12 protein-coding genes are annotated in these 14,761 nt (G+C 71.8%); 7 read left to right on the forward strand and 5 right to left on the reverse strand.

The features are described from left to right. The 5 genes from VFV89_RS19180 to VFV89_RS19200 all read left to right on the forward strand — a co-directional run. On the forward strand, positions 1 to 1,580 hold a 1,580-nt coding region (locus tag VFV89_RS19180), incomplete at its 5' end, for a bifunctional metallophosphatase/5'-nucleotidase (RefSeq protein ID WP_329707573.1). A 280-nt stretch (positions 1,581 to 1,860) separates the two neighbouring features. Then, positions 1,861 to 3,447 carry a DUF1800 domain-containing protein gene (locus VFV89_RS19185; protein ID WP_329707574.1) on the forward strand — a complete coding sequence of 529 codons (1,587 nt, stop codon included), beginning with the start codon at positions 1,861 to 1,863 and terminating at the stop codon, positions 3,445 to 3,447. Positions 3,448 to 3,452: 5 nt separating this feature from the next. After that, the gene (locus VFV89_RS19190; RefSeq protein ID WP_329707575.1) at positions 3,453 to 4,724 is read left to right on the forward strand and encodes a DUF1501 domain-containing protein; all 1,272 of its coding nucleotides are present in this window, start codon (positions 3,453 to 3,455) and stop codon (positions 4,722 to 4,724) included. Between the two features lie 83 nt (positions 4,725 to 4,807). Continuing rightward, complete coding sequence (locus VFV89_RS19195; RefSeq protein WP_329707576.1) at positions 4,808 to 5,290, forward strand: GtrA family protein; 483 nt, start codon at positions 4,808 to 4,810, stop codon at positions 5,288 to 5,290. Beyond that, positions 5,287 to 6,015, forward strand: coding sequence for a class I SAM-dependent methyltransferase (locus VFV89_RS19200; RefSeq protein ID WP_329707577.1), 729 nt, complete (start codon positions 5,287 to 5,289; stop codon positions 6,013 to 6,015). Before VFV89_RS19195 ends, VFV89_RS19200 begins: the two co-directional genes overlap by 4 nt. Here the strand turns inward: VFV89_RS19200 and VFV89_RS19205 are convergent. The 5 genes from VFV89_RS19205 to VFV89_RS19225 all read right to left on the reverse strand — a co-directional run bounded on the left by VFV89_RS19205 (position 5,916) and on the right by VFV89_RS19225 (position 12,949). After that, complete coding sequence (locus VFV89_RS19205) at positions 5,916 to 7,373, reverse strand: phospholipid carrier-dependent glycosyltransferase (protein WP_329707578.1); 1,458 nt, start codon at positions 7,371 to 7,373, stop codon at positions 5,916 to 5,918. The genes VFV89_RS19200 and VFV89_RS19205 overlap by 100 nt on opposite strands. Continuing rightward, positions 7,360 to 8,715 carry a glycosyltransferase family 2 protein gene (locus VFV89_RS19210; protein ID WP_329707579.1) on the reverse strand — a complete coding sequence of 452 codons (1,356 nt, stop codon included), beginning with the start codon at positions 8,713 to 8,715 and terminating at the stop codon, positions 7,360 to 7,362. The genes VFV89_RS19205 and VFV89_RS19210 overlap by 14 nt, the downstream gene beginning before the upstream one ends. 24 nt (positions 8,716 to 8,739) lie before the next feature. Beyond that, entirely contained in the window at positions 8,740 to 9,624 is an 885-nt protein-coding gene (locus tag VFV89_RS19215; RefSeq protein WP_329707580.1) for an NAD-dependent epimerase/dehydratase family protein, read from the reverse strand. Continuing rightward, a complete protein-coding gene (locus VFV89_RS19220; RefSeq protein ID WP_329707581.1) occupies positions 9,621 to 10,784 on the reverse strand; it encodes an NAD-dependent epimerase/dehydratase family protein in 1,164 nt (387 codons plus the stop codon). Before VFV89_RS19220 ends, VFV89_RS19215 begins: the two co-directional genes overlap by 4 nt. Positions 10,785 to 10,933: 149 nt before the next feature. After that, positions 10,934 to 12,949: a DUF6077 domain-containing protein gene (locus VFV89_RS19225; RefSeq protein WP_329707582.1), complete on the reverse strand. Its 2,016-nt coding sequence runs from the start codon at positions 12,947 to 12,949 to the stop codon at positions 10,934 to 10,936. Positions 12,950 to 12,992: 43 nt separating this feature from the next. Here VFV89_RS19225 and VFV89_RS19230 point away from each other — a divergent pair, with 43 nt between their 5' ends. Further along, complete coding sequence (locus VFV89_RS19230; protein ID WP_329707583.1) at positions 12,993 to 13,742, forward strand: PIG-L deacetylase family protein; 750 nt, start codon at positions 12,993 to 12,995, stop codon at positions 13,740 to 13,742. A 129-nt stretch (positions 13,743 to 13,871) separates the two neighbouring features. Further along, on the forward strand, positions 13,872 to 14,342 hold the full coding sequence (locus VFV89_RS19235; protein WP_329707584.1) for a hypothetical protein: 471 nt from the start codon (positions 13,872 to 13,874) through the stop codon (positions 14,340 to 14,342). Positions 14,343 to 14,761: the final 419 nt, after the last annotated feature.

Raw genomic sequence — 14,761 nt, forward strand, 5'->3', positions numbered from 1 at the left:
TGCGCGCCGAGGCCAAGTCGCAGGGCCGCCAGACGCTCACCGTCGGCGCCGGCGACCTCATCGGCGCGAGCCCGCTGGTCAGCGCGGCCTTCCACGACGAGCCGACGATCGAGCTGATGAACGAGGTCGGCCTGCAGGTCACCTCGGTGGGCAACCACGAGTTCGACGAGGGCGTGACAGAGCTGCTCCGCATGCAGAAGGGCGGCTGCCTGCCCGACGGCGCCGGTGCGAACGGCCAGGACTCCTGCCCCGGCACCCAGGACTTCAAGGGCGCCGACTTCAAGTACCTGGGGGCCAACGTCTTCTGGAAGAACCCGGCCGGCCACCCGCGGCCCACGCCGTTCAAGCCCTACCAGATCTTCAAGGTCGGCGGTCAGAAGGTGGCCTTCATCGGCATGACCCTCGAAGGCACGCCGTCCATCGTGAGCGCTGCCGGGATCGCCTCCGTCGACTTCCGCGACGAGGTCGACACCGCCAACGCGCTCGTCCCCAAGCTGAAGAAGAAGCACGTCAAGTCGATCATCGTGCTGCTCCACGAGGGGGTCACCCCGGCCGACCCGACCGCCTACAACAGCTGCTCCGGGGTCAGCGGCGCGGGGCTCGCGATCGCCCAGAACCTCTCACCGGCGATCGACGCGGTCGTCAGCGGCCACACCCACCAGCCCTACAACTGCGTGGTCAAGGACCCGAAGGGCAAGCCGCGACTGTTCACCAGCGCGTCGTCGTTCGGCCGGATGGTCACCAAGCTGCACTTCCTGATCGACCCGAAGACGCACGACATCGTCCGGCCGGCCGCGTTCGCCGAGAACATCATCAACGCCAACTCGGCGGGCCAGAAGCAGTCCAAGAAGGTGGCCACCCTGGTCTCGACCTACAAGACCCTGGTGGCGCCGATCGAGAACAAGGTGATCGGCCACATCAGCCCCGTCGGCGCGGGGACGCCGCCGACCACGGTCTCGAAGACCCAGGAGGCCGACGGCAGTGACTCGCCGCTGGGCAACCTGATCGCCGACGCCCAGAAGGCCGACCCCACGGTCGTCCAGAACGGCAAGGCGCCGGTCATCGCCCTGATGAACCCCGGCGGCATCCGGGCCGACCTCGTCGAGAACGCCAACGGTGATGTGACCTACGGTGCGGCGTTCAATGTGCAGCCGTTCAACAACTTCGTGGTCTCGATGGACCTGACCGGAGCGCAGATCAAGGCGATCCTCAACGAGCAGTGGAACGGCGGCAACGAGTCGACGGTCACCTTCAACAAGATCCTCCAGGTGTCGGGGATCAGCTACACCTGGGACGCCAGCGACGCCGCCGGCACCGGCAACGCCATCTTCGGGGACGTCCTCGTCGACGACGACGGCAACCCGGCCACGGCGATGGTCCCGCTGGTCGACGGTACGACGTACCGGGTGGTGGCGAACAACTTCCTGTCCGACGGCGGGGACAACTTCCCCACCTTCAAGGCGGGCACGAACAAGCTGATCGGCGGGCTCGACATCGACTCGCTGGTCACCTACCTGCAGGCGCACGACCCGTACGACCCGGCCCTGGCCCCGACCACCCGGATCAGCAGCCAGCCGTGACCTGCGGCCACAACTGAACACGCACAGCTGGGGGCGACCGGTTTCCACCGGTCGCCCCCAGCGTTTTCCAGCGAGGCGCCGGTGGTCGGTGAACCCGTGGGCGGCCCAGACCGGTTGAAAGGTCACCGCTGCCCGGAGTGGTCGCTCGCCCACCGACGAAAGCGTCAGGAGAGCCGATTTTCCGGTGTCGCCCGCGGGCCAGCGGTCCGGACCGCTAGCGTGTGACCGCCCCCAGGGTCCCGACGGACCCCCAGCCATCAACCCTCGGGAGCCACCCCCCATGACCGCTGCCCCCACGCGCGACGCCGTGCCGCGCCGTACCGCAACCGTCGGCGCCCTGGCCGCGGCCGCCCTGGCCGGGACCGCAGGCCGCGCGAGCGCCGATCCAGACGAGCTCGGCGGCTACGCGCCACGCAAGCACAAGGGCGCCCCAGCGCTCCTGTCCAGGGCCGACCGGCACCTGGTCAGCCGGTTCTCCTACGGCATCACTCCCACGCTGGCCAAGGAGGTGCGCAAGGCCGGGGGAGCGCAGCGCTGGTTCGAGCGCCAGCTCAACCCCAAGGCGATCAAGGACAAGAAGGCAGACAAGCTCGCCCACTGGTGGCCCAGCTTCCACCTCAGCCCCGCGGTGCTGTGGCAGCGCCAGCGGGACGGCATCGAGGGTGGCTGGGAGGTCATGGACGACTACGCCCGCTACGTGCTGATGCGGCGGATGACCTCCAGGCGCCAGCTGCTGGAGGTGATGACGGAGTTCTGGGAGAACCACCTCCACGTCGCGGCCAGCGGCGACCCCCAGTTCACCTGGCGGGTCGACTACGGCAACACCATCCGCAAGCACGCGCTGGGCCGGTTCGACGACCTGCTGCGGGCCACCACCACGCACCCGGCGATGCTGATCTACCTCGACGCAGGTGAGTCGACCAAGGACCACCCCAACGAGAACCTCGGCCGAGAGCTGCTGGAGCTCCACACGGTCGGGGTCGGGAACTACAGCGAGAAGGACGTGGTCAACTCCGCCCGGATCCTCACCGGCTACTCGGTCGACTACTGGAAGACCTGGCGGCCGAAGTACAACGCCGACGACCACTACCGCGGCAAGGTGAAGGTCAAGGGGTTCAGGGACAAGAACAAGAAGATCGTCGGCAAGGCGACCACCGCCGCCTACCTGCGCTACCTCGCCCGCCACAAGGACACCGCCCAGCACCTCGCCTACAAGCTGTGCGTGAAGTTCATCGACGACAAGCCGTCGAAGGCGCTGGTCCGGCACCTGGCCAAGGTCTATCTCGACAACGACACCGCGATCGTCCCCGTGCTGCGGGCCCTGGTCGCGTCCCCGGCCTTCCAGCACGCGCACGACAAGAAGGTGCGCGACCCGGGCGAGGACGTCGTCGCGACCTACCGCGTGCTCGGGGTGAAGCTCGCCAAGCCCGCGGGCGGAGAGGAGGCCGACGACTCCGCGCTCCAGTCGCTGGTGTGGCAGGCCGACTCGATCGGGATCGCACCGTTCTCGTGGGAGCAGCCCAACGGGCAGCCGATCGACAACGAGTCGTGGTCCTCGCCGGCCCGGCTGATGGCGTCGATGCGGTTCCACATGGGCGCCTCGGCCGGCTGGGCGGACCAGGCGACCAAGTACCGCAAGCCCGAGCAGTGGCTGGGTGGTGCGCACCCGCGCTTCGACGAGCTCGTCGACCGGCTGTGCGCCGAGCTGCTGCACCGGGAGTCGAGCAAGAGGCTGCTGAAGGCCTGCTGCACGGCTGTCGACGTCAAGCCCTACGACCCGGTCGACAAGGACTCCGACCTGGTGAAGTGGCGGTTCCCGCAGCTGCTGACCACCATCCTCGACTCTCCCGAACACCTGAGCCGGTGACCCACATGACCACCACTGACCACACCCGAGGCACCGGCGGTTTCTGCTGCGACGAGTACGCCGCGATGCACGCCGCGACGTACGGCAAGGTCTCCCGCCGCGGGTTCCTCGGCGGCGCCCTGGCGCTGGCGGGCGCGACCACGATGGTCGGCGGCGCGGTCGTGACCGCGTCCCCGGCGCGCGCGCAGAGCGCGTCCGCGGTGCTGGTCGTCCTGTCGCTGCGCGGTGCGGCCGACGGGCTCTCGCTGGTCGTCCCGCACGGCGACCCGGTCTACTACGCCGCCCGGCCGCGGATCGCGGTCCCGTCGGACCGGCTGCTGGTCAAGGACGGCTTCTTCGGGCTGCACCCGGCCATGACGGACCTGGAGCCGCTGTGGACCGCGGGCAAGCTCGCGGCGGTCCACGCCACCGGCCTGCCGGTGGCCAACCGGTCGCACTTCTCGGCGATGGAGGAGATGGAGGACGCCGACCCGGGCTCGAGCGTTCGTGTGGGCTGGCTCAACCGGCTCGTGGCCGGCACGCCCGGCGGGTCACCGCTGCAGGGGTTCAGCGCCGGCTCCAGCACGATCCCGACGTCGCTGGTGGGGCCCGCGCCGACGATGTCGGCGGGCCGGGCCGACGACGTCGAGCTGCCGGGCAACGACCGCGAGGGCCGGCGCCGGGCGTCGCTGCAGATCATGTGGAACTCAGAGAAGTCCACCCTGGGCCGGAGCATGCGGGACACCTTCGCAGCCATCGACGCCTTCGGACCCGCGCAGGCGGCCGAGGACAACCGCGGCGACTACCCGGGCACCGACGTCGGGCAGGGGCTGGCGACCGCCGCCCAGATCATCCGCGGCGACGTGGGCGTCGAGGTGATCACCGTCGACCAGGGCGACTGGGACATGCACACCGACATGGGCAGTGCCGACGGCGGGTGGATGGCCAACAACGCCAGGAACCTCGCGCAGGCCATGGCGGCGTTCCTCAACGACCTCGGCACGCAGGAGAGCAAGGTCACGCTGGTGACGATGAGCGAGTTCGGCCGCCGGGTGGTCGAGAACGACAGCAACGGCACCGACCACGGCTACGGCAACGTCATGTTCGTCGCCGGCGCCGGGGTCCGGGGTGGCTACCACGGTCGCTGGCCCGGGCTGGCCAACTCCTACGAGGCCGACCTGACGGTCACCACCGACTACCGCCAGGTGCTGGCCGACATCGTCTCCCGCCGGTTCGGCGCTTCGGTCCCCAAGGTGTTCCCGGGGCTGCACTGGCAGTCCACCGGGGTGATGGCCTGACCCGTCGGACGTGACCGGGACGCCGCCTGGGTATCGGTTCCACGTGGGACCAGTCGAAGTGGCGCGGACCGTAGGCTGAACCGATGGTGCTCGGGTCGTCGTCCGCTGCGCCCACCGACAACCGGTGGTGGCGCAAGGTGTCGACGTACACGGCCGGGTCCGTGGTCGCTGCGGGGTGCAGCGAGCTCGCGCTGATCCTCTGCTACGCCGTGCTGCACCTGCCCGCGGCGGCGTCGGCGGTGATCGCCTGGCTGTGCGGGGCGGTGCCGAACTTCTGGCTGAACCGGCGCTGGACGTGGCGCCGCTCGGGGCGGATCCATCCACGCCGGGAGCTGCTGCCCTACGCGGTGATCATCCTCGGGACCCTGGCCCTGGCAGCGGTCGTGACCCGGGCCGTCGACGCGGCGCTGTCCGACTCGACCGCGGCGACCCGCACCACGCTGGTCGCCGCCGCGTTCCTCGGGGTCTACGTCGTGATGTTCCTGGTGCGCTACCTGCTCCTGGACCGGCTGTTCGGCAGGTTGGAGGAGCTGGACGCCGAGCCCACGCAGGCGGAGGCACGATGAGCGGAGAGGGGGCGTTCAGCCAGGCGACCGGGCGCGGGCTCGAGGACGCCGGCGCGGCCGAGGACCGGCGCCGCTACCGCGCCTACCAGCTCGAGCTGATCGCGCCGCACTGCGGCCGCTCGGTCCTCGAGGTGGGGGCGGGGGTCGGGGACTTCGCCGCGCAGCTCGACGACCTCGACCGGCTGGTCGTGACCGACGTCGACCCCGGCGCCGTCGCCGCGATGGCGCAGCGGTTCGCCGACCGGGCCGAGGTCGAGGCCCGTCGCCTCGACCTCGACGACCCCGAGACCCTCGAGATCGGCCGACCGGTCTCCGCGGTCGTGGCGATCAACGTCCTCGAGCACATCGAGGGCGACGCGGAGGCCCTGCGGCGGCTGGCCCGGCTGGTCGAGCCCGGTGGCCGGCTGGTGATGTTCGTGCCGGGCTACCCACAGCTCTACGGCGAGTTCGACCGGCTGGTCGGGCACGTACGCCGCTACACGCCGGCCACGCTCACCGAGGCCTTCGAGCGAGCCGGGCTGCGGCCGGTGCACGTCCGCCCGGTCAACCTGCTCGGCGGCCTCGCCTGGTGGGCCACCGTGCGCCGCGGCGGTGTCGGCAGCCCCAACCCCCGCCTCGTGCGTGCCTACGACCGCTGGCTGGTGCCGACGACCCGGTTCGTCGAGCGGAGGGTCCGGCCGCCGTTCGGCCAGTCCGTGCTGGGCGTCGCCGCTGTCCCCTCCTGACGAGGAGACCGCATCCGCGTCCAGCCCAGCGCCGCCGCCATCGGGACGAGCAGGATCGCCGGGAGCTGGTAGCGCCAGACGAACTCGGCGGTCACGTCGGGCGCCACCATCAGGCCCCCGCCAACCATGAGGAGCAGCGCGATGACGCTGCGCCTGGGGGCAGAGCGCCGTCCTGGGACGAAGAGGGAGGCGATGGCCAGCAGGAAGAGCGCCAGCAGGGCCGGACCCCACAGGTAGGCCTTGGTGCCGTACGTCGCCAGCCATGAGGCACCGGGCTGGTGGACCGTCGGCAGGCTGCCGCCGTGGGACCGGTAGGCGGGCTCGGTGAAGCCGGTCAGCTGCTCGCGGTCGACGTACCGCGCGAACGACCACTTGTCAGCGGTGTCGTACTCGTAGCGGTCCTCCCTGGTGGGCCAGAAGTTGAGCGCGACGTCCCTCAGCACCGTGCGCGCGTAGTCCCAGGGCTGCGCGCGGATCGCCCGCACGGCGAAGTCGTGCATGGCATCGTCGACGCTCACCCCGTCGGGCGGGGTGAGGTCGTGGCTGGCGTCGGGGGTGTGCCAGCCGTACTCGGTCGGGTCCAGGCGGTGGCCCACGGGCTGCTCCGGGCAGAGCGGCCGCTCGTAGTCCGGCATCGTGAACCGGCTGCAGTCGACCCACGCGGTGGTGCGCATGTAGAGCGCGCGGCCGCCGGAGTCCGACAGCGCCCACGCGTCGTGGTCGTGGTGGTACCACCCGGCGTAGGCGAGGACCGGCACGAGGAACGCGGCTGTCACGACGACGGCGTGGACCAGCCGGTCTCGCCAGGTGGCAGCAGCCAGGAGGCAGAACACGACAGCCGCAGCGAGCAGCGGCTGCCCCACCAGGCGCACGCAGGCCGCGGCTCCGAGCAACAGCCCGGCCAGGACGGTCGTGGAGAGCTGCGGCCTTCGGTGCCAGGCCAGAGCGCCGACGCCGGCCAGCACGACCAGGTTGAAGACGACCTCGCTGAGCACCGAGTGCTCCAGCACCAGCTGCATCCCGTCGAACAGGACGGGCACCGTGGCCATGGCCGCCACCCAGCTGCCCACCCCCCAGCGCCTGAGGAGGACATAGGCGAGCACGGCGGTGGCGAGCCCGAGCAGGTGCTGGGTGACCGCGACCAGCCAGACACCGTCGCTGACCCAGGACAGTGCGCGGAGCACGAGACCGTAGCCGACCACCCGGTAGGACGAGGGCGTCAGGTCGTCGACGAGGCCGAGGTAGCCGGGGCCGTCGCTGAACACGAAGGCGGGCGGGAACGCCAGCTGGACCATGACACGCAGCGCCGCCCCGGCCCCCAGGAGCACGAGGAAGGGGCGGTGGTCACGCCACGCCATCAGACGCACCCCTCGAGGGTCGCAGGACCGGTGCTCTCTCGGCCAGCGGTGCGGGGCAGCCCTCGCGCCACCAGGTGCCGAGCACGACCCGGGCGTAGCGCCAGCCATAGGCCAGGTTGCCGCCCTTCTTGCTCGCTCCCGCCGAGCGGACGTGCATCGTCGCCGGCACCTCCAGGACCCGGAAGCCGTGGGAGACGACGCCGATGAGCAGCTCGGCGGACTGGTACTGCGGCTGGTTGAGGGTCACCGCCCCGGTCACCTCGACGCGCATGGCCCGCAGGCCGAACGAGGTGTCGGTGAGGTGCCGGCCGACCAGCAGGCTGGTCAGCCACGCGAAGACGTAGGTGCCGGCCTGCCGCACGACGTCCCGGTTCTCCTGGACGCCGAGCCGCCGGGACCCGGTGACGAAGTCCGCCCGGTCGTCCACGAGGGGCTGGAGCACGGCGGGCAGGTCGCCGACGTCGTACTGGCCGTCGGCGTCGGTGGTCACGACGTACGCCGCCCCGTGCTCGCGCGCGACCCGGTAGCCGAGCCGGAGCGCGGCTCCCTGGCCGCGGTTGGCGCGGCACTCGACGACGCAGGCCCGGCCCGAGGCCCGCGCCGCCGCCACGGTGGTGTCCGAGGACCCGTCGTCGACGACCACGACGTCCAGCGGCAGTCCCGCCACGGACGGCGGAAGCGACGCGAGCACCGCGGGGAGGCCGGCGGCCTCGTTGTAGGCGGCGATGACCAGCACGACCGGAGCCAGGGGCCGGTCCAGCTCGGCTGCGAACCGCTCAAGGGCTGCGCGGTCGACGTCGTCGGCCTGGGGACGAGAGACCGCACCGCCACGCCGCCCGCGAAGCAGCCCGGTCAGTCCCAGTGCGCCCGCCGCCGGCCACCAGGCCACGGCGGTGAGCCCGTCCACGTCGCAGCCGACGAGGAGCGCCGCCGGCACGATCACCCAGCACAGGCAGGGGAGCCGCACCGGTGACCCGGCGGCCCGGCCCAGCCCGGCCGCCGCGGCGAGCGCGAGCGCCACCCCGGGCAGCAGCGCGCCCCACAGCCCGGGGCCGAGCCGCCACGGATCGTCACCGACCAGCCAGAAGGTGGCCACGGCCAGCGCCGCGACGACGACGGCCGCCGCCAGCGCAGGCGCGGGCGGCCGGGCCCGCCACGCGACGATGGCGAGAGCCACACCGGCGACGACCAGGGTGGCCGCCGACCCCGGCGTGACCTCGCCCAGCCAGCCCGCCGACACCACGGGCAGGGCGGCCAGCACCGCGAGCCAGCGCCACACCGCCCAGCGCACCAGGGTCACCACGACGGTCAGCCCCGCGACGAGGCAACCGACGGCGACCATCAGGGCGTGTCCTGCGAGGCGACCTCAGGAGGGGACGGGAGCGAAGTCCGCCCAGGCGTCCCGGATCCCCTCGACCAGCGAGAGCTCCGGCTCCCAGCCGCGCGAGCGGGCCAGGGAGGTGTCGAGGACCACCGCTCGCATCTCTCCCGCCTTGGCCTCGACATGGACCGCCTCGATCGGCCGCTGCGTGCACTCCCGGGCGGCCGCGAGGATGTCCAGGACCGTGATCGAGCTACCGCTGCCGATGATCACCGGACCGCTCGGCCAGTCCTCCGCCGCCAGGACGAAGGCCCGGGCCACGTCACGCACGTGCACCAGGTCGCGGACCTGCAGCCCGTCACCGTAGATCTCGATCGGCGTGCCGTCCGCCGCGGCGCGCATCAGCCGCGGCACCAGGCTGTCCTTGTCGACCATGCCCTGCCCGTAGACGTTGCCGAGCCGCAGCCTCGGCACCCGCAGCCCATAGGCACCGGCGTAGCCCGACAGCACCATCTCGGCCGCCGCCTTCGTCGCGCCGTACGGCGTCAGGGGCGCCAGCGGGACGTCCTCGGTCATCGCGCCGTCGTGCGGTCCGGCCACGGCGTTGCTCGACGCGAGCACGAACGCCGCAACGCCGCGCTGCCTGGCCAGCTCCACCAGCGCCGCGGTCACCTCGACGTTGACCTCGTGGACGAGCCCGGGTCGCGCGACCGAGCCGAGCACCGACGTCTCGGCGGCGAGGTGGACGATGCCGTCGAGCCGCGGGTCCACCGCAGCCTCCCGCACGGTGCCCTCGCGGAGATCGCCCAGGACGTCCACCCCGGCCAGGTCGCGCTTGTCGGCGACCACCGCGTGGTGGCCGCGCTCGCGGAGCTCGGCCACCACGTGCCGCCCGATGAAGCCGGCGCCGCCGGTGACCAGGAACCTCACAGGGCCACGCGGTCGCGCGCCTCGCGCCACTGCACGCTGGGCGCGAGGAGGTCGAGGTCGACGCGGTGCTTGTGCTTCTCGATGATGCCGTACATCGACGTGAGCAGAGTGTCCCCGAGGAGGTGCGGCTCCAGACCCAGCGACTCCAGCGCCGTGTGCACGAAGCTGTAGTAGTGGTTCTCCGCCTCCACCCGCGGGTTGTCGAGGTGCTCGACCTCGACACCGCCCGGGAACGAGTTGGCCACGAGCTTGGCCAGCTCCTCGAGTGAGAACTGCTCGGTCGCCTGGTTGAAGACGCGGAACTCGCCGGCCTCGGCAGGGTTCTCGCACGCCAGCTCGATGCAGCGCACCGTGTCGCGGATGTCGAGGAACGCCCGGGTCTGCGAGCCGCCGCCGTAGACCGACAGCGGCAGGCCGAGCACCGCCTGGATCGCGAACCGGTTCAGCACCGTCCCGAACACCGCGTCGTAGTCGAGCCGCGTCTCGAGCCGGGGGTCGAGGACCGTCTGCTCGGTCTGCTGGCCGTAGACGACGCCCTGGTTGAGGTCGGTGACCCGCAGCCCCCAGATCCGGCAGCCGAACTCGAGGTTGTGGGAGTCGTGGACCTTCGAGAGGTGGTAGAAGCTGCCGGGCTTCTTCGGGTAGAGCACCCGGTCGGTGCGGCCCTTGTGCTCGACCTCGAGCCAGCCCTCCTCGATGTCGATGTTGGGCTGGCCGTACTCGCCCATGGTACCGAGCTTGACGATGTGGATGTCGCGGTCGACCTCACCGACGGCGTACATCAGGTTGAGCGTGCCGACGATGTTGTTGGTCTGGGTGTAGACCGCGTGCTTGCGGTCGATCATCGAGTACGGCGCCGCGCGCTGCTCGGCGAAGTGCACCACCGCGTGGGGGCGGAAGGTCTTGACGGCGTCGTGGGTGAAGTCGGCGTCGGTGAGGTCGCCGTGGTAGCACACGAGCTCCGCCCCGGTGATCTCCCGCCACGCCTTGACGCGCGTGCGGAGCGACTCGATGGGCACCAGGCTCCCCGAGCCCAGCTCCTCGTCGTACTGACGCCGCACGGCACTGTCCAGCACGGCCACGTCGTGGCCGCGGGAGGAGAGGTACATCGCCGTCGGCCAGCCGAGATACCCGTCCCCGCCCAACACCATGATTCGCATCTGCACCCCTTGTCGTCAGCCTCGTCGGCCCATGAGCCGGTGAGGTCTCGGTGCCCACGCTCTCGGGGCCTCGCCATCCATTACCCAGCGAGTGCCCGAACTGCGGGGAAACATTCAGGTCAGCAGCCTCCTCACCTCTCCCGGAGCCCTCATCGGCGGAAGCAGCGGTAGTTCTTGGACACTAGCCCTCGGTCGTATCCGGCGGCGAGCAGCACGTGTGCGGCCGCATGATCGTCGCGGTAGAGACAGGCCGCCCTGACGTCGAGCAGGTCCAGCGCAGGGGCCACGTCAGGGGTAGCGGCCGTCGGGTCCGCGTTGGCGAACCGCCACAGCAGCAGCCGCGCGTCGAAGTGGAAGTCCGGGTCGTCGCGCAGGTAGTCGAGGTAGTAGTCCCGGGGGGCGACCACGTTCACGTCGGTCTGGGTCACGACGACGGTGATCGAGAGCCCGTCCGGAGCGAGCACCGGGCTCGGTGGCTGCGCGTGCCGGACCAGCCAGGCCGCGGCCGCGCGGGATGCCGGGCCGCGCTGCCAGTGCGGCGGCGCGGCGAAGCTCGAGTTGGCGTCCTCGCCCCAGATCGGCGCGCCGAACACGGCGAGCAGCGCGGTGCCGGCGAGCCCGGCGGCGACGACGGACCGCGGACCGGCCCGCCGGAGACGGGCAGCTGCCCACGAGGCGCCGGCGCCGACCAGCGCGGCGACCGTGCACGCCCAGGTGAGCCGCCACAGGGTCGGGCCGAGGCCGACGACGTCGTAGGTGAGCCGGGAGGCACCCGGGACGAACGTGAGTCCGACCACGACCACGGCGACCCCCGTGGTGACCCGCGCTGCCGGGTGTGGGACGAGCAGGGCTCCGAGCAGCACGGCGCCGACGGCAAGCAGTGCCATCGGGCCGGTGAGGAAGACCTGGTGGCCGAACCACGACGGGTCGAAGCGGTACTGGCGGCGCAGCCCGAAGTCGTCGGCGGACCGGCCGCCGAGGGCCAGCGTCACGATGCCGGCCCCGACCGGGTAGGCGGCCGCGGCCGCGAACGCCGCCATCGCCGCGCGGCGGCTGGTGCGCAGCAGGGGAGCCGCGCCGGCGGCCGCAACCACCGGGACGACGAAGATCGCCGTGGTGGACAGCGCCACGGCCGCCGTACCGCACAGGAAGAGGAACCCCACCCGCGCCCGGGACGGTCGCTCGGCCTGGCGGAGGAGGTGCACCAGCAGGACCGGCACCACGACACAGGCCAGGATCACCTTGCCCTGCCACAGCCGGGTCGCGAACAGGTTGCCCGGGGTCGCGTACGACGAGGTGCCGTCGAGCATCAGGAAGGCCAGCGCGGCGACGAACGCGACAACCACGTGCTCGACGCGCCAGGCACGCAGCAGCCGCCAGAGCGCGAGCACCGCCAGGACGGTGGCGACGGGTGGGACCCCGATGTAGACCACCGTGCCGGCCGGGGTGCCGAAGAGGTGGGCGAGCGCACCGACGAGGCCGTCGTAGGACGCGATCGGCGGCCAGTTGGACAGCGGGAAGCCGAGGTCGGAGTAGAGCGTGTCCCGCAGCGGGAACTCGCCGTGCTGGGCCACCCACTGCGACCAGTTCACGTAGAAGAGGTCGTCCGGGTTGGGCCGCAGGACCACCGTCGAGAAGACAGCCAGCCCCACGGTGCAGGCGACGACGACCCACACCTCGACGGCCGAGGGTCCATGCTCCCGCTCCGGACCCTCGCCCGCGCCCCGGTGTCGGGTGACGGCACACACGGTGCCGGCGACGCCCGCGACGAGCCACGCCGGCCAGACCAGGAGCCACGGAACGTCCAGGGCCATCGCCAGCGCAGCGACGGCTGCGGCCACCGCGGTCACGATGGCGGCGCGGTCCCACCGCAGCGGCGTCGCCTGCTCCGGCGCCAGTGGGCCGGCGACCGGCCGCCGCCCGGACCGTGGGAGAAGGACGCCGAGCCCGGCTGCGGCCAGGAGCAGGACCAGCTCGAGGAGCAGGGCGGTGGTCGACCGGAGGCCGAGCAGCAGGCTGGCGTGGTAGACCACCGTCCAGGTCGCCAGCACCACCACGGCCCCGTCGAGAAGCCGGTCGGCGACGGCGACGAGCGCGTCGGGCCGCGTCCCCGGGCGGGAGGCGCCGGGCTCGTCCTTCACCTCGCGCAACGCCGGCCCGGACACGAACTCACGGTAACCACGGCGCCCGCATGGCAGGCTGGAGAGCGTGGTCGACCGCCCGCCCCCGCTGACCCCGCTGGACGAGACCTGGGAGCGCGCCCTCTGCGTCGTCGCGCACCCCGACGACCTGGAGTTCGGGGCCGCCGCCGCCGTCGCGCGGTGGACCGGCCAGGGCAAGACGGTCGTCTACTGCATGGTCACCAGCGGCGAGGCGGGGATCGACGGCCTCGACCCCGAGGAGTGCCGCCGGGTCCGGGAGGACGAGGAGCGCCGCTCGGCGGCGGCAGTCGGCGTGGACACCGTCGAGTTCCTGGGGCAGCCCGACGGAGTGCTGGCGTACGGCGTGGGGCTGCGTGAGGTGATCGCGGCCGCCGTGCGCCGGCACCGGCCCGAGGTCGTCATCACCGGCAACTTCCGTGACACCTGGGGTGGCCGGACGTTCAACCAGGCCGACCACATCGCGACCGGACGCGCGGTGATCGACGCCGTGCGGGACGCGGGCAACCGCTGGATCTTCCGTGACCAGGTCGAGTCCGGGGGGCTCGCACCCTGGGGCGGCGTACGCGCTGTCTGGGCGTTCGGCTCGCCCGAGGCCGAGCACGGGGTCGACACGACCGACACCTTCGACGCGGGGGTCGCCTCCCTCGAGGCGCACCGCGCCTACATCGACGGACTCGGGTGGGAGCACTTCGACCCGCGGGAGTTCCTCGAGGGCTTCGCGCGTCAGTCCGGCCAGCGGATGGGCGTGGCCTTCGCCGCCGCCTTCGAGGTCTTTCCGATGGGGTGGGGGGACTAGGTTCCCGGGGAACAGGTAGGTTTCTCGCGACGTCCCAGCGTGCTGGTGTCCGGGCGATCTGGGCGCACGTGACACCCTTTCAGGGGCCTCGCGACGATGAGGCCGGACCCGGAGACCAGGAGACAAGACGTGAAGCGCATCCTCTCCGCCGTCGCTGCGGCGGCCCTCGGCCTGTGCCTGCTGACGGCGTGCGGTGACGACAACGGGGACAGTGCCAGTGGCGGCGGTGACTACTGCGGCGACCTCAAGTCCGCCAAGAAGGACGTCGACGCGATCAAGGGCGGCGACCTGAAGGACATCGAGAAGACCGTCGACACGATGCACGACCTGGCCGACGAGGCGCCCTCGGAGATCAAGGACGACTGGAAGGTCCTCGTCGAGGGTGTCGACAAGCTCGTCGCCGCGATCAAGAAGGCCGGGCTCGACGACGACGACATGGCCAGCCTGCAGAGCGGCCAGATCCCTGACGGCGTGGACATGACCGCGCTCCAAAACCTGATGGAGGAGATCCAGGCGCTCGACACCGACGCCTTCGAGAAGGCCGGCGAGAACATCAACAAGCACGCCAAGGACAAGTGCGGGGTCGACCTCCAGGCGTGATCTGAGCGAAAGGTCGATCGCGAGGAACCGGGCCACGACCGGCGCACCGGGACCGGGCCAGCGCTTGTCGAGCGTGTCGAGACCACCGCAGCGTGGGCCGGGACCGGACCAGCGCCGGTCGAGCCCGTCGAGACCACCGCAGCGTGGCCTGGAACCGGGCCAGCGCCGGTCGAGCCTGTCGAGACCACCGCAGCGTGGGCCGGGACCGGGCCAGCGCCGGTCGAGCCTGTCGAGACCACCGCAGCGTGGCCTGGGAGCCGATGCTGCGGACATCTCGACAGGCTCGATGAGCGGTGGTGGCGTGGGTGTCCGGGCTGCGGACATCTCGACGGGCTCGATGAGCGGGGGTGGCGTGGGTGTCCGGGCTGCGGACATCTCGACGGGCTCGATGCGCGGTGGTGGCGTGGGTGTCCGGGCTG

Origin of the sequence: Nocardioides sp., assembly GCF_036274455.1 — a bacterium.
Lineage (GTDB): Bacteria > Actinomycetota > Actinomycetes > Propionibacteriales > Nocardioidaceae > Nocardioides.

Excerpts from the sequence above, each read along its gene's own strand:
- VFV89_RS19185 (WP_329707574.1), top strand. The coding sequence starts at position 1,861 with ATGACCGCTGCCCCCACGCGCGACGCCGTGCCGCGCCGTACCGCAACC.
- VFV89_RS19190 (WP_329707575.1), top strand. The coding sequence starts at position 3,453 with ATGACCACCACTGACCACACCCGAGGCACCGGCGGTTTCTGCTGCGAC.
- VFV89_RS19195 (WP_329707576.1), top strand. The coding sequence starts at position 4,808 with ATGGTGCTCGGGTCGTCGTCCGCTGCGCCCACCGACAACCGGTGGTGG.
- VFV89_RS19200 (WP_329707577.1), top strand. The coding sequence starts at position 5,287 with ATGAGCGGAGAGGGGGCGTTCAGCCAGGCGACCGGGCGCGGGCTCGAG.
- VFV89_RS19205 (WP_329707578.1), bottom strand. The coding sequence starts at position 7,373 with ATGGCGTGGCGTGACCACCGCCCCTTCCTCGTGCTCCTGGGGGCCGGG.
- VFV89_RS19210 (WP_329707579.1), bottom strand. The coding sequence starts at position 8,715 with ATGGTCGCCGTCGGTTGCCTCGTCGCGGGGCTGACCGTCGTGGTGACC.
- VFV89_RS19220 (WP_329707581.1), bottom strand. The coding sequence starts at position 10,784 with ATGCGAATCATGGTGTTGGGCGGGGACGGGTATCTCGGCTGGCCGACG.